The 21,799-nt window shown below is 67.3% G+C and carries 20 protein-coding genes and 1 tRNA gene; 7 read left to right on the top strand and 14 right to left on the bottom strand.

The genetic code is table 11. The annotated features are described in order from the left end of the window. The first annotated feature begins 40 nt into the window (after positions 1-40). Positions 41-1,597 carry a chloride channel protein gene (locus tag WS57_RS22490; protein ID WP_069244874.1) on the top strand — a complete coding sequence of 519 codons (1,557 nt, stop codon included), beginning with the start codon at positions 41-43 and terminating at the stop codon, positions 1,595-1,597. Between the two features lie 128 nt (positions 1,598-1,725). Here WS57_RS22490 and WS57_RS22485 read toward each other — a convergent pair whose 3' ends face one another. The 5 genes from WS57_RS22485 to WS57_RS22465 all read right to left on the bottom strand — a co-directional run bounded on the left by WS57_RS22485 (position 1,726) and on the right by WS57_RS22465 (position 5,051). After that, positions 1,726-2,127: a YXWGXW repeat-containing protein gene (locus WS57_RS22485; RefSeq protein ID WP_069244873.1), complete on the bottom strand. Its 402-nt coding sequence runs from the start codon at positions 2,125-2,127 to the stop codon at positions 1,726-1,728. 159 nt (positions 2,128-2,286) lie between these two features. Beyond that, positions 2,287-2,541, bottom strand: coding sequence for a cell division topological specificity factor MinE (minE, locus tag WS57_RS22480; protein WP_006400798.1), 255 nt, complete (start codon positions 2,539-2,541; stop codon positions 2,287-2,289). 12 nt (positions 2,542-2,553) lie between these two features. Next, complete coding sequence (minD, locus tag WS57_RS22475; protein ID WP_009688384.1) at positions 2,554-3,369, bottom strand: septum site-determining protein MinD; 816 nt, start codon at positions 3,367-3,369, stop codon at positions 2,554-2,556. 59 nt (positions 3,370-3,428) lie between these two features. Then, complete coding sequence (minC, locus tag WS57_RS22470; protein ID WP_069244872.1) at positions 3,429-4,208, bottom strand: septum site-determining protein MinC; 780 nt, start codon at positions 4,206-4,208, stop codon at positions 3,429-3,431. Positions 4,209-4,388: 180 nt separating this feature from the next. Continuing rightward, on the bottom strand, positions 4,389-5,051 hold the full coding sequence (locus WS57_RS22465) for a GNAT family N-acetyltransferase (RefSeq protein WP_236871961.1): 663 nt from the start codon (positions 5,049-5,051) through the stop codon (positions 4,389-4,391). Between the two features lie 540 nt (positions 5,052-5,591). On the opposite strand from WS57_RS22465, the gene WS57_RS22460 reads away from it, so the two are divergent. Beyond that, positions 5,592-6,755, top strand: a complete 1,164-nt coding sequence (locus WS57_RS22460; RefSeq protein WP_069244871.1) for an alkane 1-monooxygenase — start codon at positions 5,592-5,594, stop codon at positions 6,753-6,755. Between the two features lie 87 nt (positions 6,756-6,842). Here the strand turns inward: WS57_RS22460 and WS57_RS22455 are convergent, their stop codons facing one another. The 3 genes from WS57_RS22455 to serS all read right to left on the bottom strand — a co-directional run bounded on the left by WS57_RS22455 (position 6,843) and on the right by serS (position 10,081). Continuing rightward, a complete protein-coding gene (locus tag WS57_RS22455) occupies positions 6,843-8,378 on the bottom strand; it encodes a methyl-accepting chemotaxis protein (RefSeq protein ID WP_069244870.1) in 1,536 nt (511 codons plus the stop codon). A 186-nt stretch (positions 8,379-8,564) separates the two neighbouring features. Beyond that, positions 8,565-8,655, bottom strand: a tRNA-Ser gene (locus WS57_RS22450). A 124-nt stretch (positions 8,656-8,779) separates the two neighbouring features. Beyond that, positions 8,780-10,081, bottom strand: a complete 1,302-nt coding sequence (gene serS / locus WS57_RS22445; protein ID WP_059518001.1) for a serine--tRNA ligase — start codon at positions 10,079-10,081, stop codon at positions 8,780-8,782. A 204-nt stretch (positions 10,082-10,285) separates the two neighbouring features. Between serS and WS57_RS22440 the strand changes: the two genes are divergently transcribed. Further along, positions 10,286-10,552, top strand: a complete 267-nt coding sequence (locus WS57_RS22440; RefSeq protein ID WP_009688220.1) for a DUF2164 domain-containing protein — start codon at positions 10,286-10,288, stop codon at positions 10,550-10,552. 79 nt (positions 10,553-10,631) lie between these two features. On the opposite strand, the gene WS57_RS22435 is transcribed toward WS57_RS22440, so the two are convergent. The 3 genes from WS57_RS22435 to WS57_RS22425 all read right to left on the bottom strand — a co-directional run bounded on the left by WS57_RS22435 (position 10,632) and on the right by WS57_RS22425 (position 15,174). Beyond that, the gene (locus WS57_RS22435; RefSeq protein ID WP_069244869.1) at positions 10,632-11,942 is read right to left on the bottom strand and encodes a replication-associated recombination protein A; all 1,311 of its coding nucleotides are present in this window, start codon (positions 11,940-11,942) and stop codon (positions 10,632-10,634) included. Between the two features lie 186 nt (positions 11,943-12,128). Then, positions 12,129-12,818, bottom strand: a complete 690-nt coding sequence (gene lolA, locus WS57_RS22430; protein WP_009688223.1) for an outer membrane lipoprotein chaperone LolA — start codon at positions 12,816-12,818, stop codon at positions 12,129-12,131. Between the two features lie 46 nt (positions 12,819-12,864). Further along, complete coding sequence (locus tag WS57_RS22425; RefSeq protein WP_060252957.1) at positions 12,865-15,174, bottom strand: DNA translocase FtsK; 2,310 nt, start codon at positions 15,172-15,174, stop codon at positions 12,865-12,867. Positions 15,175-15,576: 402 nt separating this feature from the next. On the opposite strand from WS57_RS22425, the gene trxB reads away from it, so the two are divergent. From trxB to WS57_RS22405, 4 genes are all read left to right on the top strand, one after another. After that, positions 15,577-16,539 (top strand): thioredoxin-disulfide reductase, encoded by a 963-nt coding sequence (gene trxB / locus WS57_RS22420; protein WP_009689886.1) that lies wholly within the window; start codon positions 15,577-15,579, stop codon positions 16,537-16,539. 131 nt (positions 16,540-16,670) lie between these two features. After that, on the top strand, positions 16,671-17,450 hold the full coding sequence (locus tag WS57_RS22415) for a Smr/MutS family protein (protein WP_069244868.1): 780 nt from the start codon (positions 16,671-16,673) through the stop codon (positions 17,448-17,450). Further along, complete coding sequence (locus tag WS57_RS22410) at positions 17,437-18,060, top strand: trimeric intracellular cation channel family protein (protein WP_009687335.1); 624 nt, start codon at positions 17,437-17,439, stop codon at positions 18,058-18,060. The genes WS57_RS22415 and WS57_RS22410 overlap by 14 nt, the downstream gene beginning before the upstream one ends. A 254-nt stretch (positions 18,061-18,314) precedes the next feature. Further along, entirely contained in the window at positions 18,315-18,515 is a 201-nt protein-coding gene (locus WS57_RS22405) for a hypothetical protein (protein WP_040126847.1), read from the top strand. Between the two features lie 143 nt (positions 18,516-18,658). Here the strand turns inward: WS57_RS22405 and WS57_RS22400 are convergent, their stop codons facing one another. The 3 genes from WS57_RS22400 to WS57_RS22390 all read right to left on the bottom strand — a co-directional run bounded on the left by WS57_RS22400 (position 18,659) and on the right by WS57_RS22390 (position 21,705). Then, positions 18,659-19,777: an ABC transporter ATP-binding protein gene (locus WS57_RS22400; protein ID WP_040126846.1), complete on the bottom strand. Its 1,119-nt coding sequence runs from the start codon at positions 19,775-19,777 to the stop codon at positions 18,659-18,661. A 142-nt stretch (positions 19,778-19,919) separates the two neighbouring features. Next, the gene (locus tag WS57_RS22395; RefSeq protein ID WP_009692579.1) at positions 19,920-20,777 is read right to left on the bottom strand and encodes a carbohydrate ABC transporter permease; all 858 of its coding nucleotides are present in this window, start codon (positions 20,775-20,777) and stop codon (positions 19,920-19,922) included. Next, the gene (locus WS57_RS22390; protein ID WP_009692580.1) at positions 20,767-21,705 is read right to left on the bottom strand and encodes a carbohydrate ABC transporter permease; all 939 of its coding nucleotides are present in this window, start codon (positions 21,703-21,705) and stop codon (positions 20,767-20,769) included. The genes WS57_RS22395 and WS57_RS22390 overlap by 11 nt, the downstream gene beginning before the upstream one ends. Positions 21,706-21,799: the final 94 nt, after the last annotated feature.

Here is a 21,799-nt window from a genome sequence, read left to right as displayed (position 1 = left end):
TTCTTTTTATAATGGGCGGATCTCCGCCTCCGGCCCTCCAATGCCCCGTCCCGCCATTCCCGCCCTGTTTCCCGCCCTCACCCGCCGCTCGCTGCGCATCTGGCGCCAGTACGGCGTATTCTGGCTCGGCGCGATCGTCGTCGGCCTCGCCGCCGTGCTGTATGCGCGGCTGATCGACTGGGGTTACGACACGTTCCGCACGATGCGCGACCATGCCGCCTGGCTGCCGCTCGTGCTGACGCCCGCGATCGCGGCCGGCTCCGTGTGGCTCACGCGCCGGTTCTTCCGCGGCGCGGAAGGCAGCGGCATCCCGCAGGTGATCGCGACGCTGCACGCGCGCCCGAGCGCGTTCGGCGCGCGGCTGCTGACGCTGCGCATCCTGTTCGGCAAGATCCTGATCTCGTTCCTCGGCATCCTGGGCGGCTTCACGATCGGTCGCGAAGGGCCGACGGTCCAGGTCGGCGCGGCGCTGATGTTCAACCTGCGGCGCTTCTACCCGCGCTCGAACGCGCAGATCGAGCGCCAGCTCGTGCTCGCGGGCGCGGCGGCCGGCCTGTCGGCCGCGTTCAACACGCCGCTGGCCGGGATCGTGTTCGCGATCGAGGAACTGACCCGGAGCTTCTCCGCGCGCGCAAGCGGCGTGCTGATCACGGCGATCATCCTCGCCGGTGTCGTCGCGCTCGGCCTGAACGGCAACTACACGTACTTCGGCACGATCGACGTCGGCCCGCACTTCCCGAAGATGCTGGCGGTCGCCGTGCTCGTCACCGCGATCGTGACCGGCATCGCGGGCGGGCTGTTCTGCTGGCTGCTGCTCAACACCGCGCGCTGGCTGCCCGCGCGCCTGCTCGGCCTGTACCGCGAGCAGCCGATCGCGTTCGCCGCGCTGTGCGGCTTCGTGATCGCCGCCGTCGGCCTCGTGTCGGGCGGCACGACGTTCGGCAGCGGCTATGCGGAAGCGCGCGGCCTGCTCGACGGCCACACGCAGCTGTCGGTGCTCTATCCGTTCCTGAAGATGGTGTCGATGGTCGCGTCGTACCTGCCGGGCATTCCGGGCGGCATCTTCGCGCCGTCGCTGTCGATCGGCGCGGGATTCGGCAACCTGCTGCACGTCGTGTTCAGCCACATGCCGCTGCCGATGCTGATCGCGCTCGCGATGGTCGGCTACCTCGCCGCCGTCACGCAGTCGCCGATCACGTCGTTCGTGATCGTGATGGAGATGATCAACGGCCATGCGCTCGTGATTTCGCTGATGGCGACCGCGCTGGTGTCGAGCCGCGTGTCGCGCTTCTTCGCGCCGCCGCTGTATGAGACGCTCGCCGAGCGCTATCTCGCGCCGCCTGCCGCTGCTGCCGGGCAAGCGGCATCCGCGGCACCGGCGGCGGCGAGCGGCGCTGCCGCGCCGCAGGATGCCGTCGCGGTGCCCGCCGATCCGCTCGACACGCTGCGCGACGAGGACGGCGGCAAGCCGCCCGCCCACCCGGCCGACGGCACGGCGGCATCCGCGTCCACCCCGGCGCCGCTGCCGCCGGCCGACGAGCCGGCCGCTGCCGACACGACCGGTGCGACGCCGGCCGGCCCGCGCGACGCTCAGTAGGCGACGCTCAGTAGATCACCACCGGCGCCGGCCGATAGTAGACCGGCCGCGCCGGCACGACGATGCAGCCGGCGAGCGTGACGGCGACCAGCGCGATTGCGATCAAGGTCCTTTTCATCGCGCCTCCGTCATGCCCAGTGGCCACGGGTCCAGAACCAGTTCGGTCCGCGCTGGTCCCAGTGGCCCGGCACCCAGTGCATGCCGATCTGCTCGGCTTCCCAGTGGCCGCCGATCCACACGTAGCGGCCATGCTCCCAGCGCCAGTGGCCGCGCTCCCACACGTAGCCGACACGCGCGGCCGGCACGACCTCGTAGCGCACAGGCGGCGGCGCACTCGGCGCGACGACCACCACTTCCTCGGTACGCACGGCCACCGGTTCGGCCACGACCACCCGGCCTTGCTGCGCGATGACGGGCGTACCGACGAGGATTTCGTCGGCCCGCGCGGCCAGCGGCGCGACGATGGCGGACAGGCCCGCGGCAGACAGCGCGAGCGCGACGATACGACGTTGAAGCATAGAGACAGCCATCACAACCTCCAGATTGAACAAGTAACGCGTGCGTATTCGTTCAATGCGTGAAGGGCTGGAACCGCCGACAGGCGCCGTGTTACGGCGTGCCCGAAAGTGCAACAGGGCGTAAGACGCGCACGGCGGCAGCGGCCGCCGTGCGGAGGGACGACGCAAAGGTCAGGCTTGCGGGATCTCGATCTTCACTTCGAGGACTTCGAGATCGTCCTGGCGCTCGAGGCTCACGCGGATGTCGTCGTTCGAAATCTGCACGTACTTCGAAATGACCGCGACGAGTTCCTTCTGCAGCGCCGGCAGGTAGTCGGCCGGCGGCCGGCCGCCGACCCGCTCGTGCGCGATGATGAGCTGCAGGCGCTCCTTCGCGACCGATGCGGACTTCTTCTTCTCGCCGAGGAGAAACGAAAGGATGGACATGAGCGGCCTCCGTTACTTGCTGCCGAAGAGGCGCTGCAGCAGGCCCGGCTTCTGGTATTCGGTGAAACGCAGCGGCTTGTCCTCGCCGAGGAAGCGCCCGACGATGTCCTTGTACGCTTCGGCGACGTCGGTGCCATCGAGGTGCACGGCCGGCAGGCCCTGGTTCGATGCGTGCAGCACGGCTTCCGACTCCGGCACCACGCCGATCAGCTTGATGCGCAGGATCTCGCTGATGTCCTCGAGCGACAGCATCTCGCCTTCGCTGACGCGCTTCGGGCTGTAGCGCGTGATCAGCAGGTGCTCCTTGATCGGCTCCTTGCCTTCGGTCGCGCGCTTCGTCTTCGACGACAGGATGCCGAGAATGCGGTCCGAGTCGCGCACCGACGACACTTCCGGGTTCGTCACGATCAGCGCCTCGTCCGCGAAGTACATCGCGTGCAGCGCGCCGGCCTCGATCCCGGCCGGCGAATCGCAGACGATGTATTCGAAGTCCATCGCGGCCAGGTCGTTCAGCACCTTCTCGACGCCTTCACGCGTGAGCGCATCCTTGTCGCGCGTCTGCGACGCCGGCAGGATGAACAGGTTCTCGCACTTCTTGTCCTTGATCAGCGCCTGGTTCAGGTTCGCTTCGCCCTGGATCACGTTCACGAGGTCATACACGACGCGACGCTCGCAGCCCATGATGAGATCGAGGTTGCGCAGGCCGACGTCGAAGTCGATCACGGCCGTCTTGTGGCCGCGCAGCGCGAGGCCGGACGCGAAGCTCGCGCTCGTCGTCGTCTTGCCCACGCCGCCCTTGCCCGAAGTCACCACGATGATTTTTGCCATTTACCCAATACCCTGTGTTCGTCAATGAGAGCCGATCGATCCGGCGCGCGCCACGTGGATCACGTCAGGCGCAGCGGTTCGATCATCAGTTTTTCCTCTTCGAGCCGGATCTGCACCGATTTGCCCAGTACTTCGGCGGGCAGCGGGTTCTCGGTCGTTCGATAGATGCCCGCGATCGAAATCAGTTCCGGTTCGAGACACGTGCAGAAAATGCGCGCGTCGTGATTGCCGTGCACGCCCGCGAGTGCGCGGCCGCGCAACGGCGCGTAGATGTGGATGTTGCCTTCCGCGATGATCTCGGCGCCGTGACTGACCGGCGCAAGCACCACGAGGTCTCCTTTCGCGTAAATCTGCTGCCCCGAACGCAGCGGCCGGTCGATCACGAGCGTCTGGGCGCCCGCCTGGACCGGCGTCGGCGCCGGCTCGACCGCCGGTTCCGGCATCGCCTCGGCTGCCGGAGCAGCGGCTGCCGCGGCGGCGGGCGCCGGTTCCGCTTCGTCGGCCGGCTTCGCCGAGGGCGCGCGACGATCGCGCGCCTCGAGCAACGGCAGGCCGGCTTCCCCCGCCCAGCCCTGCGTTGCCGATGCCACCACGCCCACCGGACGCATCCGCACGTCGTTCAGCATCTGGCGGATGTCGGCCAGCGCGACGCGTTCGCCGTCCGCCAGGCGGCGGACGTCGATCGCGACGACATCGTCGGCAAAAAACTCGGGAGTCGCTTCGAAGCGCTTGACCAGTTCGGCACGCAACGCATCGAGATCGGTCGTCTTCACGGTGAACAGCAACGTATCGACCGATCCGCTGCGCAGCTCGAAGAATGGCGATTTTTTAAGCGACATGGACACTCTGCAAAAAATTTTTGCGTATTTTACAGGCGTCCACGCGTGCAGCCATTATTTTTGGGTCGCCGCTGTGCGGCAGGCCGGGCCCGCGGGCAGGCGGCGGGCGGACAGACCGGCGAATGACCGGGGCGCGGCCGGCCCCTCATCGCGCCGAGCGGGAGGCGGTTTCACGTCGGGTCAAGGCCTGACCCGCGACACGAACAGCGACTTCATCGCGCCGGGCATCCGTGCGATCGGCGCGTGCTCGCCGGTGTTGCCGAACCCCGCGCGCTCGTAGAAACGGATCGCATTGCGGTTCGCGTCGGCGATCCATGCGTAGACGTCCTGCGCACCGCGCTCGACGAGCCACGCGGTAGCCGTCTCGACCAGCAGCACGCCGCCGCGTAGATGACGCACCGCATGCGCGACCCACAGCTCGCTGACGAAGGCGCGCCGCTCGGGCGTATTGTCGAAATACGCGCCGATCATGCCGGCCGGATGGCCTTCGGTGTACAGCAGGAAGGTGGTCGATTCGTCGGATGTCGCGCGCTGCGCGGCGACGACGGCCGCCGCGTCCGCGTCGACGTTCAGCAATTCGGCTTCCGGCGCTTCGCCAGGCGCATAGGGCTCACGCAACGATGCGGCGCGGAGTTCGCGATACACGTCTCCCTGGTCGGCAACGATACGACGAACGGTCAAGGTCGAACTCATGCAGGCACAGCCCCCTTCGGACAGCAAGCTATTAGCTTCAACCGAAAGCGGGGCATGAGTCAAATCGTTATTTTCAAATGGCGGCGCGAATCGAAAGACGGCAGGCGCCGCCGCATGCGCTGGACGCGCGCGGGTGTGCAGGCGCAGCATCGCGGCGGCGGCGCATGATGGCGCACGACGCGATACGCTCGTCGCGACCACGGAATCGACGCCGGCGCCCGCGCGCTTTGATGCACGGGGATGCTGCGGATTGCCGCCGATCGACTCCGTCCATGTTGCAGTAACGATACGTAATATTTATCCGTGGAAGTACCGTTGCGCCAGGAATCGGCGCACGCGGGATATTGCGTTGCAACATCTGTTGTCGCCGACGACGCCGCTCCACACCGCATCGCCACCGCCCCACTCGTCTGACGATATCGCGACTGCACGCGTCGATCCTGCCCCGCCTGCCCGTTTCAATCGGCGTGCACCGCCGCTTGCGCGCATGCGCCGCGCACCGGCCGCCGTTTGGAGCCGTGCGCCTAGCGGCGGGGTTTGGAAAAGCGGGCATGCGAGTCGTATAACAGGCAGAACCGGGCGACGACCCGGTACCTCGCGCGCACGACGCGGATTCGCGAGGATGTGAACGACTCGGACGAGACCGGACGACGCGCCCGCGCGCACGATCCGGCCCACTGGAGGGAGACAATGGCTATCAGCGACGGATCGGCCCCGGGCTGGTCGGATGGCAAGCGGTATCTGTGGCTGCTCGGCGCGTTGACGATCACGCTGCCGATCTTTGCCGCGCAGCTCGCGCTGTCGACGGGACTTCACGTGTTCTGGTGGTTCGGACCGCTGTTCGCGTTCGGCGTGATCCCGATTCTCGACACGCTGATCGGCGACGATCGCGACAATCCGCCCGAGGCCGTCGTGCCGCATCTCGAACGCGAGCGCTACTACCGGTTCATCGTCTATCTCGCGACGCTCGTCGAATACGTCGCGTTCTTCGTCTGCGTATGGATCGTCGGCACGCATGCGCTGGCGTGGTACGACTACGTCGGCTTCGCGCTGTCGCTCGGCGCTGCGACGGGCATCTCGATCAATACCGCGCACGAGCTCGGTCACAAGACGAACCGCTTCGAGCGCTGGCTCGCGAAGATCACGCTCGCGCCGGTCGCGTACGGGCACTTCTACGTCGAGCACAATCGCGGCCATCACGTGCGCGTCGCGACGGCCGAGGATCCGGCGAGCGCGCGCTACGGCGAATCGTTCTGGGCGTTCCTGCCGCGCACCGTCACGGGCAGCATCCGCTCGGCGTGGCGGCTCGAACGGACGCGCCTCGCGCGGCTCGGCCGCTCGCCGTGGACCTGGCGCAACGAGGTGCTGCATGCGTGGGCGATGACGGTCGTCGTCTGGGGCATCGCGATCGCGCTGGCCGGCAAGGTCGTGATCCCGTTCCTCGTGATCCAGGCCGTGTACGGCGCGTCGCTGCTCGAGGTGGTGAACTACGTCGAGCATTACGGGCTCGGACGCCGCAAGCTGCCGGGCGGCCGCTATGAACGCTGCTCGCCGCAGCATTCGTGGAACAGCAATCACGTCGTCACGAACCTGTTCCTGTATCAGTTGCAGCGGCACGCCGATCATCATGCGAACCCGACGCGCTCGTATCAGGCGCTGCGTCACTTCGACGATGCGCCGCAACTGCCGGCCGGCTATGCGACGATGATCCTGCTCGCGTATGTGCCGCCGCTCTGGTATCGCGTGATGAATCCGCGCGTCGTCGCCCACTACGGCGGCAACATGGCGCAGTCGAACATCAAGCCGTCGATTCGCGACAAGGTGCTCGCGCAGTATCCGGCGGCGCCGGCCTGATGGCGTGTGTCGCGGCGGCGCGCGCACTCGATGCATGCCGAGCGCGTTCGCCGCGAGATGCGCCGCGCAAGCGCGACAGCAGCACCGTCACGCCGCCTCCCTCAGCCTGAACACCGACACCGCTTGCCGCAGCGCGTGCGCCTGCTGCGCCAGCGACTGCGTCGCGGCCGACGCCTGTTCGACGAGCGCCGCGTTGCGCTGCGTCGCTTCATCCATCTGCGTGACCGCGATGTTCACCTGCTGGATGCCGCCGCTCTGCTCCTGCGACGCCGACGCGATCTCGCCGACGATCGTCGCGACCCGCTGCACCGCGCCGACGATCTCGTGAATCGATTCGCCGGCACGGCCGATCAGTGCCGCGCCCGCGTCGACGCGCTGCGTCGACTGCTCGATCAACCCCTTGATCTCCTTCGCGGCAGCCGCGCTGCGCTGCGCGAGCATGCGTACCTCGGCCGCGACCACCGCGAAGCCGCGCCCCTGCTCGCCGGCGCGCGCGGCCTCGACGGCCGCGTTCAGCGCGAGGATGTTGGTCTGGAAGGCAATGCCGTCGATCACCGCGATGATCTCGCTGACCGTCGCCGCGCTGCCGGCCATATCGCTCATCGTCTCGACGGCCTGCGTCATCACGCCGCCGCCCGCGGACGCGATGTCCGACGCGTCGTGCGCCAGCTGCGCCGCATGCCGCGCGTGCTCGGCCGACTGGCGCACGACGCCCGTCAGTTCGGCCATGCTGGCCGCGGTCTCCTCGAGCGAGGCGGCCTGCGCCTCGGTACGCGCCGACAGGTCGTGATTGCCCGACGCGATCTGCGCGCTGGCGCTCGCGACGGCTTCGGCGTGCGAACGCACTTCGAGCACGACGCCCGACAGGCTCGCCTGCATCGTCTGCAACGCGCGCAGCAGATCGGCGATCTCGTCGCGGCCGGCCGCCGCGACGTCGCGCGTCAGGTCGCCGCCGGCGACGGCCTGCGCGCAGGCCACCGCGCGATCGAGCGGACGCAGGATCGTGCGGCTGAACAGCGAGGCGCCGATCATCGCGACGCCGAGCACGGCGAGCATCAGCACAAGGCTCGCCGTCGTCGCCCGCCGCGCGTCGCGGCTAGCGCGCGCCGACACCACGGCGCTCTCGTCGGCGATCGTCCTGGCGGCCCGCTCGAGCAACGCGGCCGGCTCGCGATCGACGCCGGCCACCGCTGCATCGCCGGCCGTCGGCTCGAAGCCCGCGGCCTTGAACGCGTCGAAGCCGCGCCGGTAACCCTCGCCCATCGCCGTGTGCGCGCGCATGAACTGCTCGACGAGCGTGCGGCTTTCGCCGGGCGGCAGCTGGCTGACGAGCCGCGCGGCGAGCGTGTCGACCGCGCGTTCGCGCGTCTCGAACGCGTGCCAGTACTTGTCGAGCTTGTCCGGCTGCTTGCCGCGCAGCAGCGTGTCCTTCCATTCCTGGACCTGCAGCTTGAACTGCACGAGCGTGGCCGACACGAGCCGCTCGTTGGCGACGTTCGTCTGCACGTCATTGGAGAACGCGTCGATCGAACGATTGAGGATGTGAATACCGTACAACGCACCGCCAAACATCAACAACAGCGCAACGGCGAATGCCAGGGGAATCTTGTAGCTGAGCTTCATGGGACCTTGAATCGACAGGGGATGACAGCGCGCACAAGCGGCGCGGGTTGTCGTCCTCTGTTAACGGCGCGTGAAGCGGGGGCTTAAAGCAGGAGATGCGATGGGAGGAGGCGTGCTGACGGCTGCAATTCGCGGCCCCAAAACGAAAAACCCCTTGATCCTTCCGGATCAAGGGGCTTCGCATTTTGGCGGAGAGGGTGGGATTCGAACCCACGGTACGGGGAAACCGTACGCCTGATTTCGAGTCAGGTACATTCGACCACTCTGCCACCTCTCCTTCCTTACTGCATTTCCCGGTTGGTCGTTTCCGGGAAAGAAAAGATTATAAGACGATCTCTTCCTGGCTCGCAAGCCCTTTTTGCAAATTTTTTGCGAGGGCTCGAAAATTCGCCGCCGGGCGCTTACGACGCCTGTGCCGGCGCGTCGATGCGCTCCATGCCGCCCATGTACGGACGCAGCGCCTCGGGCACCGTGACCGAACCATCGGCGTTCTGGTAGTTCTCCAGCACCGCGACCAGCGTGCGGCCGACCGCGAGGCCGGAACCGTTCAGCGTATGCACGAGTTCCGGCTTGCCCTGCGTGTTGCGGAAGCGCGCCTGCATCCGGCGCGCCTGGAACGCCTCGGTGTTCGAGCAGCTCGAGATCTCGCGGTAGGTGTTCTGCGCGGGCAGCCACACTTCGAGATCGAACGTCTTCGCGGCCGAGAACCCCATGTCGCCCGTGCAGAGCGTGATCACGCGGTACGGCAGGCCGAGCTTCTGCAGGATCGCTTCCGCATGGCCGACCATCTCGTCGAGCGCCGCGTACGACGTTTCCGGCGCGACGACCTGCACCATCTCGACCTTGTCGAACTGGTGCTGGCGGATCATCCCGCGCGTATCGCGACCGTACGAGCCGGCTTCGGAACGGAAGCACGGCGAATGCGCGGTCAGCTTGATCGGCAGCGCCGACGCCTCGACGATCGAGTCGCGCACGGTGTTCGTCAGCGAGATCTCGGAGGTCGAGATCAGGTATTGCGTGACCGTGTTTTCCGCACCGCCCTTCTCGACGCGGAACATGTCGTCCGCGAACTTCGGCAGCTGGCCGGTGCCGTAGAGGATCTCCGGGTTCACGATGTACGGCGTGTACGTCTCGCTGTAGCCGTGCTGCTGCGTGTGCGTGTCGAGCATGAACTGCGCGAGCGCGCGGTGCAGGCGCGCGATCGGGCCGCGCAGCATCGTGAAGCGCGCGCCGGCGAGCTTCGCGCCCGTCTCGAAATCGAGGCCGAGCGGCGTGCCGACGTCGACGTGATCCTTCACGTCGAAATCGAACTGGCGCGGCGTGCCCCAGCGGCGCACCTCGACGTTGTCGGTTTCGTCCTTGCCGACCGGCACGCTCTCGTGCGCGATGTTCGGCATGCCGAGCATCAGGTCGGACAGGCGCTGCTGGATTTCGTCGAGCTGGGTGGCCGACGCCTTCATCTCGTCGCCGATCCCGCCGACCTCGGCCATCACGGCCGACGTGTCCTCGCCCTTCCCCTTCATCGCGCCGATCTGCTTCGACAGGCTGTTGCGGCGGGCCTGGAGCTCTTCGGTACGGGTCTGGATCGCGCGGCGTTCCGCTTCGAGGGCGGAGAACGCGGCGACGTCGAGGGTGTAGCCGCGATCGGCGAGGCGCTTGGCGACGCCGTCGAGGTCTTTGCGCAGCAACTGGATGTCGAGCATGGGAGGACTTGGAAAATCGTTGTGTAAGACGGGAATTCTAACGCACGGCGCGGCCGCCAACGCGTCGGCCCGACGGACGATGCCGGAAAAGCACCGGTCATGGCAGTATCGCACTGCCGGTGCACGTTTCGTCCACCGGCAAGCGGCGTGGCGCGGCTCCGGCGTACCGGGCCCGCGCGCGCCGACCGACGAACAGGGAACCCGATGGCCATCGAACTGGACAAGGACGTGCGCGACCGTGCGATCGCGTCGCTGCAACGCTATTTCACCGAAAACATGGACGAGCCGATCGGCAACATCCAGGCCGGCGCGCTGCTGCACTTCTTCGTCGAGGAAATCGCGCCGGCGATCTACAACATCGCGATCGCCGATGCGCAGGAGCGCCTGCATGCGCGTATCGCCGAACTCGACATCGAGTGCCACGAGGAACCGTTCGGCTACTGGAAGAAGCAGCCGGGCCGCAAACGCTGACGCGCGAACCGTCGCTCAATCCTGCGGGTGCCGCCACGGCGGCGGCGAACCGGCTGCGCCGCAGACGGAACGCCGCGCGCTAGTCCTTCTTGCCCGCCTCGCGATCGAGTTCGCGCAGCCACGCAAGCTTGTCCGCGATCTTCGATTCGAGCCCGCGCGGCACCGGCTTGTACCAGCGCGGCTCGCGCATGCCGTCCGGCAGGTACGTCTCGCCGGCCGCATAGGCGTTCGGCTCGTCGTGCGCGTAGCGGTACGCGTGGCCGTAGCCGAGCTCCTTCATCAGCTTGGTCGGCGCATTGCGCAGATGCACGGGCACCTCGCGCGACTTGTCCTGCTTGACGAACGCCATCGCCTGGTTGAACGCGTTGTAGCCGGCATTGCTCTTCGCCGCGCACGCGAGATAGATCACCGCCTGCCCGAGCGCGAGCTCGCCTTCCGGCGAGCCGAGCCGCTCGTAGGTCTCGGCCGCGTCGTTCGCCATCTGCATCGCGCGCGGGTCGGCCAGGCCGATGTCCTCCCACGCCATCCGCACGATCCGGCGCGCGAGATACTTCGGGTCCGCGCCGCCGTCGATCATCCGGCAGAACCAGTACAGCGCGCCGTCCGGGCTCGATCCGCGCACCGACTTGTGCAGCGCCGAGATCTGGTCGTAGAAATTGTCGCCGCCCTTGTCGAAGCGCCGTGCATTCAGCGTCATCGCGCTGCTGACGAAATCGGCGTCGATCGTCGTCACGCCGGCCGACGCAGCCGCCGTCTGCGCCTGTTCCAGCAGGTTCAGGAAGCGCCGCGCGTCGCCGTCCGCATAGCCGACCAGCGTGTCGACCGCCTTGTCGTCGAAGGCGAGGCCGTCGAGCGCGATCTCCTGCGCGCGCCTGAGCAGCTGGCGCATCTCGTCGTCGTTCAGCGACTGCAGCACGTACACCTGCGCCCGCGACAGCAGCGCCGAATTCACCTCGAAGCTCGGGTTCTCGGTGGTCGCGCCGATGAAGGTCACGAGCCCCGACTCGACGAACGGCAGCAGCGCATCCTGCTGCCCCTTGTTGAAGCGATGGATCTCGTCGACGAACAGGATCGTGTGGCGGCCGGTGCGGTTCAGCGTGTCGTTCGCCTGCTCCATCGCCTCGCGGATGTCCTTCACGCCGCCGAGCACCGCGGACAGCGCGATGAACTCGCAGTCGAACGCGAGCGCGGTGAGCCGCGCGAGCGTCGTCTTGCCGACGCCGGGCGGCCCCCACAGGATCATCGAATGCGGCTTGCCCGATTCGAACGCGAGCCGCAGCGGCTTGCCTTCGCCCAGCAAATGCGTCTGGCCGATCACCTCGGCGAGCGTCTTCGGCCGCAGCGCCTCGGCGAGCGGACGGCGCGGCTCGACTTGAAACAGGTCGGACATGAACCCTCGCTCCACTTCAAACGGTAGCGGCCGAACGCAGCCGCCGGACCCGACATTATGACAGCCGCGCGATGACGCCGCCGCGGCCGGTGCCGAGTGCCCGACGCCTGGTGCCCGACGCCCCCAAACAACACGGGCCTGCCGTTGCCGGCAGGCCCGTCGGGACAACGCGCCGTGCGGCGCGGGTCAGCCGTTGATCACGTCGGCGCCCTTCGGCACGACGAACTTGAAGGTATCGGCCTTCAGCGGCGGATTGGTCTGAATGTTCGTAAACGTCAGCAGCGTGACGTTGCCGAACACGTCGTGCAGTTCCATCGCGGCGAGCGTGCCGTTCCTGAAGCCGATGCCGATCCGCTGGAACTGCGTGTCCTGCGCCTTCGGCAGCATCTCGAGCCAGTCGATGCCGCCCTTCTCGCCGGCATCGCGCAGCGTGTAGTTCTTGTCGAGGTCGTTGCTGCCGAACAGGATCGCGGCCGGGCTCGCGCCAAGCGCGCCGTTCAGCTTGCGCTCGGTGACCTGGTTCAGGTCGCGGTCGTAGACGTACAGCTTGTCGCCGTCGGCCTGCAGCACCTGCTGATACGGCTTCTGGTACGTCCAGATGAACTTGCCCGGACGCGAGAACACGAAGGTGCCGCTCGAGTTGTCGTTCGGCTTCGGCGCGGCCTGCGCGGCGCTCGCGCCCTTGCTCGGCGCCTTGACGATCTGCTGCGTGAACTCGCCCTTCGCCGCGCGCACCTGCGACACGAAGGCCCTCAGCTGCTCGGTGCCGCTCGCGAACGCATGCGTCGCCGCAAGCATCAGCGATGCGCCGGCCAGCGCCGCGCCGAACCAGCGCCGCGTCGAACGAAGGGACATTGCGAACGAATGTTGCTGCATATTGCGGTTTTCTCCCTGGATGGCCGGCGCCGCGAGCGCCGCGGACTCATTCCGCGTCGCGCACCGGCACAAGAATTTCGCGGTTGCCGCTCGACGACATCGCCGATACGAGCCCCGACTGCTCCATCTGCTCGAGCAGCCGCGCCGCGCGGTTATAGCCGATCCGCAGATGGCGCTGCACGAGCGAGATCGACGCGCGGCGGTTCTTGATGACGATCTCGACCGCCTGGTCGTACAGCGGATCAGACTCGCCGCCGCCTTCGCCGGTTCCCGCGCCGGCCGAGCCCTCGTCGCCGTCGGCGGTGCCGCCTTCGAGCAGGCCCTCGACATAGTTCGGCTCGCCCTGCTCCTTGAGCTTCTCGACGACGCGATGCACCTCGTCGTCGGCGACGAACGCGCCGTGCACGCGCACCGGCAGGCCGGTGCCCGGCGGCAGGTACAGCATGTCGCCCATCCCGAGCAGCGATTCGGCGCCCATCTGGTCGAGAATCGTGCGCGAGTCGATCTTCGACGACACCTGGAACGCGATCCGCGTCGGCACGTTCGCCTTGATCAGGCCGGTGATCACGTCGACCGACGGACGCTGCGTCGCGAGGATCAGGTGGATGCCGGCCGCGCGCGCCTTCTGGGCGATCCGCGCGATCAGCTCCTCGACCTTCTTGCCGACGACCATCATCAGGTCGGCCAGTTCGTCGATCACGACGACGATGTTCGGCAGCCGGCCGAGCGGCTCCGGATCGTCCGGCGTCAGGCTGAACGGGTTCGGGATCTTCTCCTCGCGCTTGGCCGCGTCGTCGATCTTGTTGTTGTAGCCGGCAAGATTGCGCACGCCGAGCTTGCTCATCAGCTTGTAGCGGCGCTCCATCTCCGCGACGGTCCAGTTCAGCGCATGGCCGGCCTGGCGCATGTCGGTGACGACCGGGCACAGCAGGTGCGGAATGCCTTCGTAGACGCTCATTTCGAGCATCTTCGGATCGATCAGGATCAGGCGCACCTGCTCGGCGGTCGCCTTGTACAGCAGCGACAGGATCATCGCGTTGATCCCGACCGACTTGCCCGAACCGGTCGTGCCGGCGACCAGCAGGTGCGGCATCTTCGCGAGATCCGCGCACACCGGCTTGCCGCCGATGTCCTTGCCGAGGCTCAGCGTCAGCGCCGACGACGCGGCCGCGTAGACCTCGGAACCGATGATCTCGGACAGGTGCACCGTCTGGCGGCGCTGGTTCGGCAGTTCGAGCGCCATGTAGTTCTTGCCCGGAATCGTCTCGACGACGCGGATCGACACGAGCGACAGCGAACGTGCGAGATCCTTCGCGAGGTTGACGATCTGGCTGCCCTTCACGCCGGTGGCCGGCTCGATCTCGTAGCGCGTGACGACCGGGCCCGGATACGCGGCGACGACGCTTGCCTCGACGCCGAAGTCCTTCAGCTTCTTCTCGATCAGCCGCGACGTGAATTCGAGCGTATCGGCCGAGATCGCCTCCTGCGCCTTCGGCGCGGGATCGAGCAGCGACACCGGCGGCAGCGTCGAATCGCCGGGCAGGTCGGTAAACAGCGGCACCTGGCGCTCGCGCTCGACGCGCTCGGACTTCGTCGGCGTGACGACCGGCGGCACGATGGTCACGGGCTCGTGATCCTCGATGCGCACGCGCTCTTCCTCGACCTTGCCTTCGCGGCGCACGGCCGCGGCCTCGCCGAGACGGCGGTCGCGCTCGGCCTCGCGGCGCAGCTTCGCGACGTTGACGGCGGACAGGATCGCGCCGCCGACGCGCTCGGACACCGACAGCCACGAGAAACGGAAATACAGCGACAGGCCGATCGCCAGCGCGATCAGCAGCGCGAGCGTGCCGCCCGTGAAGCCCAGCGCGTGCGACACCGCGCCCGCGACGGCCTCGCCGACGACGCCGCCCGGCGCGCGCGGCAGCTGCACCTTCAGCGACCACATCCGCAGCGCCTCGATGCCGTCGCACGCGAGCACGACCAGCACGAACGCGAGGATCTCGGTGAGCCAGCCGATCGGCCGCTCGGGCTCTTCGGCGAGCGCCTCGTGGCGCGTGATGCGGCGATAGTTGACCGCGATGCGCCGCGCGAGCGGCACGATCAGCCAGTAGGCCGACAGGCCGAACAGCAGCAGGATGATGTCGGCCGTCCATGCGCCGACGCGGCCGGCCCAGTTCGAGATGTGGTCCACCTGCGCGGCATGCGTCCAGCTCGGGTCGCGCCGGCTGTAGCTCAGCAGGGCCATCACCAGAAACGCGCACAGCGCGACCTGGAGAATCCAGCGGATCTCCGTGAGGAGCTTCGACATCCGGTGCGGCAACGCCTGTGCCTGAGCGGAATAAGGAGCTTTTGCCATGAATCCGTATAAAGAGAACGGGCCGCGCATGCCGCGCGCCCGCCTGTCGTTCGATCCCGCTTATTGTAAACGCTGCATCGGTCGCCCAAGTGTAAATGACGGTTACATCTGCGGGCCGCACTGCCGAACCGGCCGGACGGCCGCGCCGACGCCTGCGGCAACGCGCCGCGCGAGGCCGCGCGATCGCGCTGGGCGCCGGTGCCGTCTGCTGCGCCTTGCCGGCGCGGTCGGTCCCGCCAGAAACCCCGACGCTATCGCCGCGATTGAAACTCTCGTTCGGCAACGCAGCAACGGGGCCTTTATAATGCGCGTCTGATACCCATCTATGACGGCATCCCGGTCACACCGACCGCCGGCGAGCCCTACCCCGCCCGCCACGGCCGCCTTTTACGGATTTCGCACATGTCCACGCCCAAACACGCCAAAGTCCTGATTCTCGGTTCCGGCCCCGCCGGCTATACGGCCGCCGTCTATGCAGCCCGCGCCAACCTGTCCCCGGTGCTGATCACCGGCATCGCGCAAGGCGGCCAGCTGATGACCACGACCGACGTCGAAAACTGGCCGGCGGACGCGAACGGCGTGCAGGGCCCGGAACTGATGGCGCGCTTCCTCGCGCACGCGGAGCGCTTCAACACCGAGATCGTGTTCGATCACATCCACACCGCGAAGCTGCACGAGCAGCCGATCCGCCTGATCGGCGACTCGGGCGAATACACGTGCGACTCGCTGATCATCGCGACCGGCGCGTCCGCGCAGTATCTCGGCCTGCCGTCCGAGGAAGCGTTCATGGGCAAGGGCGTGTCGGCCTGCGCGACCTGCGACGGCTTCTTCTATCGCGGCCAGGAAGTCGCGGTGGTCGGCGGCGGCAACACGGCCGTCGAGGAAGCGCTCTACCTGACGGGCATCGCGAAGAAGGTCACGGTGATCCACCGCCGCGACAAGTTCCGCGCGGAACCGATCCTGATCGACCGCCTGCTGGAGAAGCAGAAGGAAGGCGTGGTCGAGATCAAGTGGGACAGCGTGCTCGACGAAGTGACCGGCGAGGATTCGGGCGTCACGGGCCTGCGCATCAAGAACGTGAAGACCGGCGCGACCGAAGACATCGCGGTGCAGGGCCTGTTCGTCGCGATCGGCCACAAGCCGAACACCGACCTGTTCCAGGGCCAGCTCGAGATGAAGGACGGCTACATCCTGACGAAGAGCGGCCTGCACGGCAACGCGACCTCGACGAGCGTGCCGGGCGTGTTCGCCGCGGGCGACGTGCAGGACAACGTGTATCGCCAGGCGATCACGAGCGCCGGCACGGGCTGCATGGCCGCGCTCGACGCGCAGCGCTACCTCGAAAGCCTGCACGACAAGAAGTAAGCCGAACCTGTTCGCGCCGGGCGCTACAATGGCGTCCGCTGCCGCGAAGCAGGCCTGGCCGGAGCCGCTGCCGTCGCGCAGCGGCTTTTTTGTGCCCGCGCGCCCGAACGCGCCTGCCCTGCGACCGAATCATGGCGAAGAACCAGCCCCATCCGAGCGATCCCGCGAAGCGGCAGATCGCCGCCCGTCCCGCGAACCCCGCGCCCGCCGCGCCGCCGCGCGCCGCCGATCCTGCCGCGCTGCGCGGCCAGGGCCTCGCCGCGCTCGGCGCGTTGCGCAAGACGCTGCAAGGCGAAGCCGAGCGCCGCGAGCGCGCGCGCGTCGAAACCGCGAAGGCCGCGCGCCAGGCCGAGGCCGACGCGAACCTGTTTCGCAACGAGATTGGCGCGATCCAGCCGCTGAACGCGCCGCCGCGCGCCGCGTCCGGCCGCACGCCGCCCGATCCCGTGCCGAAGCAGACGCAGCGCGACGAGGAAGCGGTGCTGAACGCGGAGCTGTCCGACGAATTCGACCCGGAGACGCTGCTCGACAGCGACGAGTCGCTGTACTACCACCGCCCCGGCGTGAGCCGCGACGTCGTGCGCAAGCTCCGAAGCGGCGCATGGATCGTGCAGGCGCAGCTCGACCTGCACGGGATGCGGCGCGACGAGGCGCGCGACGCGCTGGCCGAATTCATCCGCGAAGCCGGCAAGAAAGGGCTGCGCTGCCTGCGCGTGATCCACGGCAAGGGACTCGGCTCGATCGGCAAGGAACCGGTGCTGAAGGGCAAGGTGCGCGCGTGGCTCGTGCAGAAGGAAGAAGTGATCGCGTTCTGCGAGGCGCGCGGCCACGACGGCGGTGCAGGCGCGGTGCTCGTGCTGCTGCAGCCGCTCGCGGCGCCCGGCGAGCGGGGGCCGCGTGCCGCATCCTAGGCTGACGCTCGCGATCGCGATCCTCGAGGCAATCGCCACGCTCGCGTTCGCGATTTCGGGTTTCATCGAGGCGCGCAAGAACCGCCTCGACTCGGTCGGCACGTTCGTCGTCGCGCTGGCCACCGCATTCGGCGGCGGCACGCTGCGCGACATCCTGCTCGAACGCCGGCCGTTCTACTGGGTCGTGCACGACGACTACGTGATCGCGATCTTCGTGCTCGCGCTGTTCGCGCCGTTCGTGCTGCGCATGCTGTCGCGGCTGTCGGCCGAGCGCGTGCTGCTCGTCGCCGATGCGATCGGGCTCGGGATCTTCAGCATTTCAGGTACCGCGATTGCACTCGAAGCGGAGATGCCGCGCTTCATCGCCGTGATGATGGGCGTGATCACCGGTGTGGTCGGCGGGATCATCCGCGACGTGCTGTGCAACGACATCCCGCTGATCCTGCGCGACTCGCGACCGTACGCGACCTGCGCGTTCGTCGGCTGCTGGCTCTACCTGCTGCTCGTGTGGCTGCAGTTCGACTCGGTGTACAGCGTGCTGCTCGCGACCGGCTTCACGCTCGTCGCGCGGCTTGTCACGTTCAAGTTCGACGTGCGGCTGCCGCACTGAGGTCATTTCCACCTGAAATGCGCGGGGCCGTTTCGACGGCCCCGTTTCGTATGCGACGCTGTTCACGGTTGTTTGCGAATTGCTTCCGCCGATCGCGGCACCGTGCTAGGTTCTGCCCGGCGCGGACAAACGAACGGGAAACGAGTGGGACTACAGAAACGACTCGACGGGCGCAGAAGCCCAGGACTTTCTGAGGCAGTTCCAGCTATATCGCTGGAATTTCGCCGAATTCAACCGGTAGTCGAGGTGCGGACATGCGGCCATTCTTTTCGGTAATCGCGGACAGCGACCTGTTCGGCACGCTCGCGCTTGTTTGCCTGTTCGTCGCCGTAGCGGGCCTGTTTTCCCGGGTGCGCGAGTCGAAGTTCTATTTTCCGGCCGTCTTCGTGTGCCTGCTGTTCATTCCCGTGCTGCACGCGATTGGTTCGTATTTCCTGTCGCAGCCGAGTCCCTGATCGCGACCTCTTCCCGGTGCATCGGCGAAGGACGCCGCCATCATAGCGAAGCCAGCGCCGCCACCGGAGCCAGGGTCAACCGACGAGCGTCCCGATCGAATACGCCTCGGACGCATCGCCGATATCCCCAAAGCCGATTCACATCACGCGATCCGCTCTTCCGACGCCGGATCGAACAGCACGGCCTTCGACACGTCGAACAGCAGCGACTGCGTCTGCCCCGGCTGCGGGTTCGCGGCCGGATGCACGCGGCTCACGATGCGCTTGCCGTTCACCTGCGCGAACACGTGCGTGTCCGGGCCGGTCGGCTCGGTCACGTCGACGCGCACGTCGACCGGCTGCAGTCGCGACGCCTCGCCGTTGTGTGCGCTGCGCGCGTCGGTGATGCGCTCCGGACGCAGGCCGAGAATCACTTCGCGGCCGACGTGCGACTTCAGCTTCGCCGCGTCGAACGGCAGGTTCAGCGCGCTGCGCGCGAGGCCCGTGTCGATCTCGAGCGCGATCCCGCTGCCCTGCTCGACCAGCTTGCCGTTGATGAAGTTCATCGGCGGCGCGCCGATGAAGCCCGCGACGAACAGGTTCGACGGCGAGTCGTAGATCTCCTGCGGCGCGCCGAATTGCTGGACCACGCCGTCCTTCATCACCGCGATCCGGTCGCCGAGCGTCATCGCCTCGATCTGGTCGTGCGTCACGTAGACGATCGTCGTGCCGAGGCGCTGATGCAGCAGCTTGATTTCCGCGCGCATCTCGATGCGCAGCTTCGCGTCGAGGTTCGACAGCGGCTCGTCGAACAGGAACAGCGCCGGGTCGCGCGCGAGCGCACGGCCCATCGCGACGCGCTGGCGCTGGCCGCCCGACAGCTGGCCCGGCTTGCGATCGAGCAGGTGCTGGATCTGCAGCATCTGCGACACGCGATCGACGATCTGCTGCTGCTCGTTCTTCGGCACCTTGCGGATGTTCAGGCCGAACGAGATGTTGTCGCGCACCGTCATCGACGGGTACAGCGCGTACGACTGGAACACCATCGCGATGTCGCGGTCCTTCGGCGACAGGTCGTTGACGACCTTGCCGTCGATGCGGATCTCGCCGCTCGTGACGGTCTCGAGCCCGGCGATCATGTTGAGCAGCGTCGACTTCCCGCAGCCCGAGCCGCCGACGAGAATCAGGAACTGGCCGTCCTCGATGTCGATGTCGACACCCTTCAGGACCGGCACCCCGTTCGGGTAGGTCTTGTACACGTCACGGATGGAAAGGCTTGCCATGCTGTGAATCCTCTGTCTCTGGTGTCGGCCGAAGCGCGCTGCGCGCGCTCCGGTCCGTGCAAGGTTCGGCGCGCATCCCGCGCCGCGTCCGGTTCGTTTCGATGCGCCGCGCGTCAGCCGCGCGGCAGCTCGGTCGTCGTCTTCAGCCCTTCACCGCGCCCGCCGTCAGCCCGCGCACGAAGTAGCGGCCGGCGATCACGTAGACGAGCAGCGTCGGCAGCGCGGCGATGATCGCGCCGGCCATGTCGACGTTGTATTCCTTCACGCCCGTCGACGTGTTGACGAGGTTGTTCAGCGCGACCGTGATCGGCATCGAGTCGACGCCGGAGAACACGATCCCGAACAGGAAGTCGTTCCAGATCTGCGTGAACTGCCAGATCAGGCACACCATGAAGATCGGCAGCGACACCGGCAGCAGGATCTTCGTGAAGATCGTGAAGAAGCCCGCGCCGTCGATCCGCGCGGCCTTCACGAGCTCGGCCGGCACGCTCACGTAGAAGTTGCGGAAGAACATCGTCGTGAACGCGATCCCGTACACGACGTGCACGAACACGAGGCCGGGGATCGTATTCGCGAGCCCGAACATGCCCTGCAGCCGCGCCATCGGCAGCAGGATCACCTGGAACGGAATGAAGCAGCCGACCAGCATCATCGTGAACAGCGCGTCCGCGCCGCGAAAGCGCCAGTGCGTGAGCACGTAGCCGTTGAACGCGCCGATCAGCGACGAGATCAGCACGGCCGGAATCACCATCTGGATCGAGTTCAGGAAGAACGGCTTCATCCCGTCGCAGCGCACGCCGGTGCAGGCCTCGCTCCACGCCTTCACCCACGGCGCGAAGGTCCAGTGCGTCGGCGGCGTCAGCAGGTTGCCGGTGCGCAGCTGGTCGAGATCCTTGAACGACGTCGACAGCATCACGTAGATCGGGAACAGGAAGTACAGCGCGAACAGGATCAATGCCGCGTAGATCACCGCCCGGCTGATGGTCATCTTAGGCTGCATTGCGCGTGCTCCTCGATTCCATATACATCAGCGGCACGAGCACCGCGACCACGGTCGCCAGCATCATCACCGACGACGCCGCGCCCAGGCCCAGCTGGCCGCGGTTGAACGAAAACGTGTACATGAACATCGCCGGCAGCGACGACGACGTACCGGGGCCGCCGGCCGTCAGCGCGACGACGAGGTCGAAGGTCTTGATCGTGATGTGGCAGAGGATCAGCAGCACCGAGAAGAACACCGGGCGCATGCTCGGGATCACGATCTTGCGGTAGATGGTCGGCAGCGTCGCGCCGTCGACCTGCGCGGCCTTGAAGATCTCCGCGTCGACGCCGCGCAGCCCCGCGAGGAACAGCGCCATCACGAAGCCGGTCGACTGCCACACGGCCGCGATCACCACGCAGAAGATCGCCTTGTCCGGATCGTCGAGCCAGCCGAACGAGAAGCTCGTCCAGCCCCAGTCGTGCATCACCTTCTCGAGGCCGAGGCCCGGGTTCAGGATCCACTGCCACGCGGTGCCCGTGACGATGAACGACAGCGCCATCGGATACAGGAAGATCGCGCGCAGCGCGCCTTCGTTGCGGATCTTCTGGTCGAGCAGGATCGCGAGGAACAGCCCGAGCGCGACGCAGATCGCGATGAACGGAATCCCGAACCAGCCGAGGTTCGCGGCGGAAGTCCACCACACGTCGTTCTGGAACAGGTCCGTGTAACGGCCGAAGCCGTCGAATTCGTAGTTCGGCAACAGTCGCGAATTGGTCAGCGACAGATAGCCGGTAATCAGGATGAAGCCGTAGATGAACACTAAGGCGATCGCGACGCTCGGCGCAAGCACGAGCTTCGGAATCCAGCGATCGGCGAGCGCCGACATCGGCGACGTGCGCCGCGCGTCGGCAGCGCCGGATCCGTTTCCGCTAAGAGGGGCAGCCACTTGATTCGACTCCTGGAACGAGGGCGGCGCAGGCCGAAGCCGGCGCCGGACACGGCACGGGCCCGCAGGCGCGCCCGTTTGCTGCACATGCAGG

The sequence above is a fragment of the Burkholderia pseudomultivorans genome (assembly GCF_001718415.1).
GTDB classification, from domain to species: domain Bacteria; phylum Pseudomonadota; class Gammaproteobacteria; order Burkholderiales; family Burkholderiaceae; genus Burkholderia; species Burkholderia pseudomultivorans_A.
Note: the sequence above shows the minus strand (reverse complement) of the source record. Positions and strands in the feature narration are given on the sequence as shown.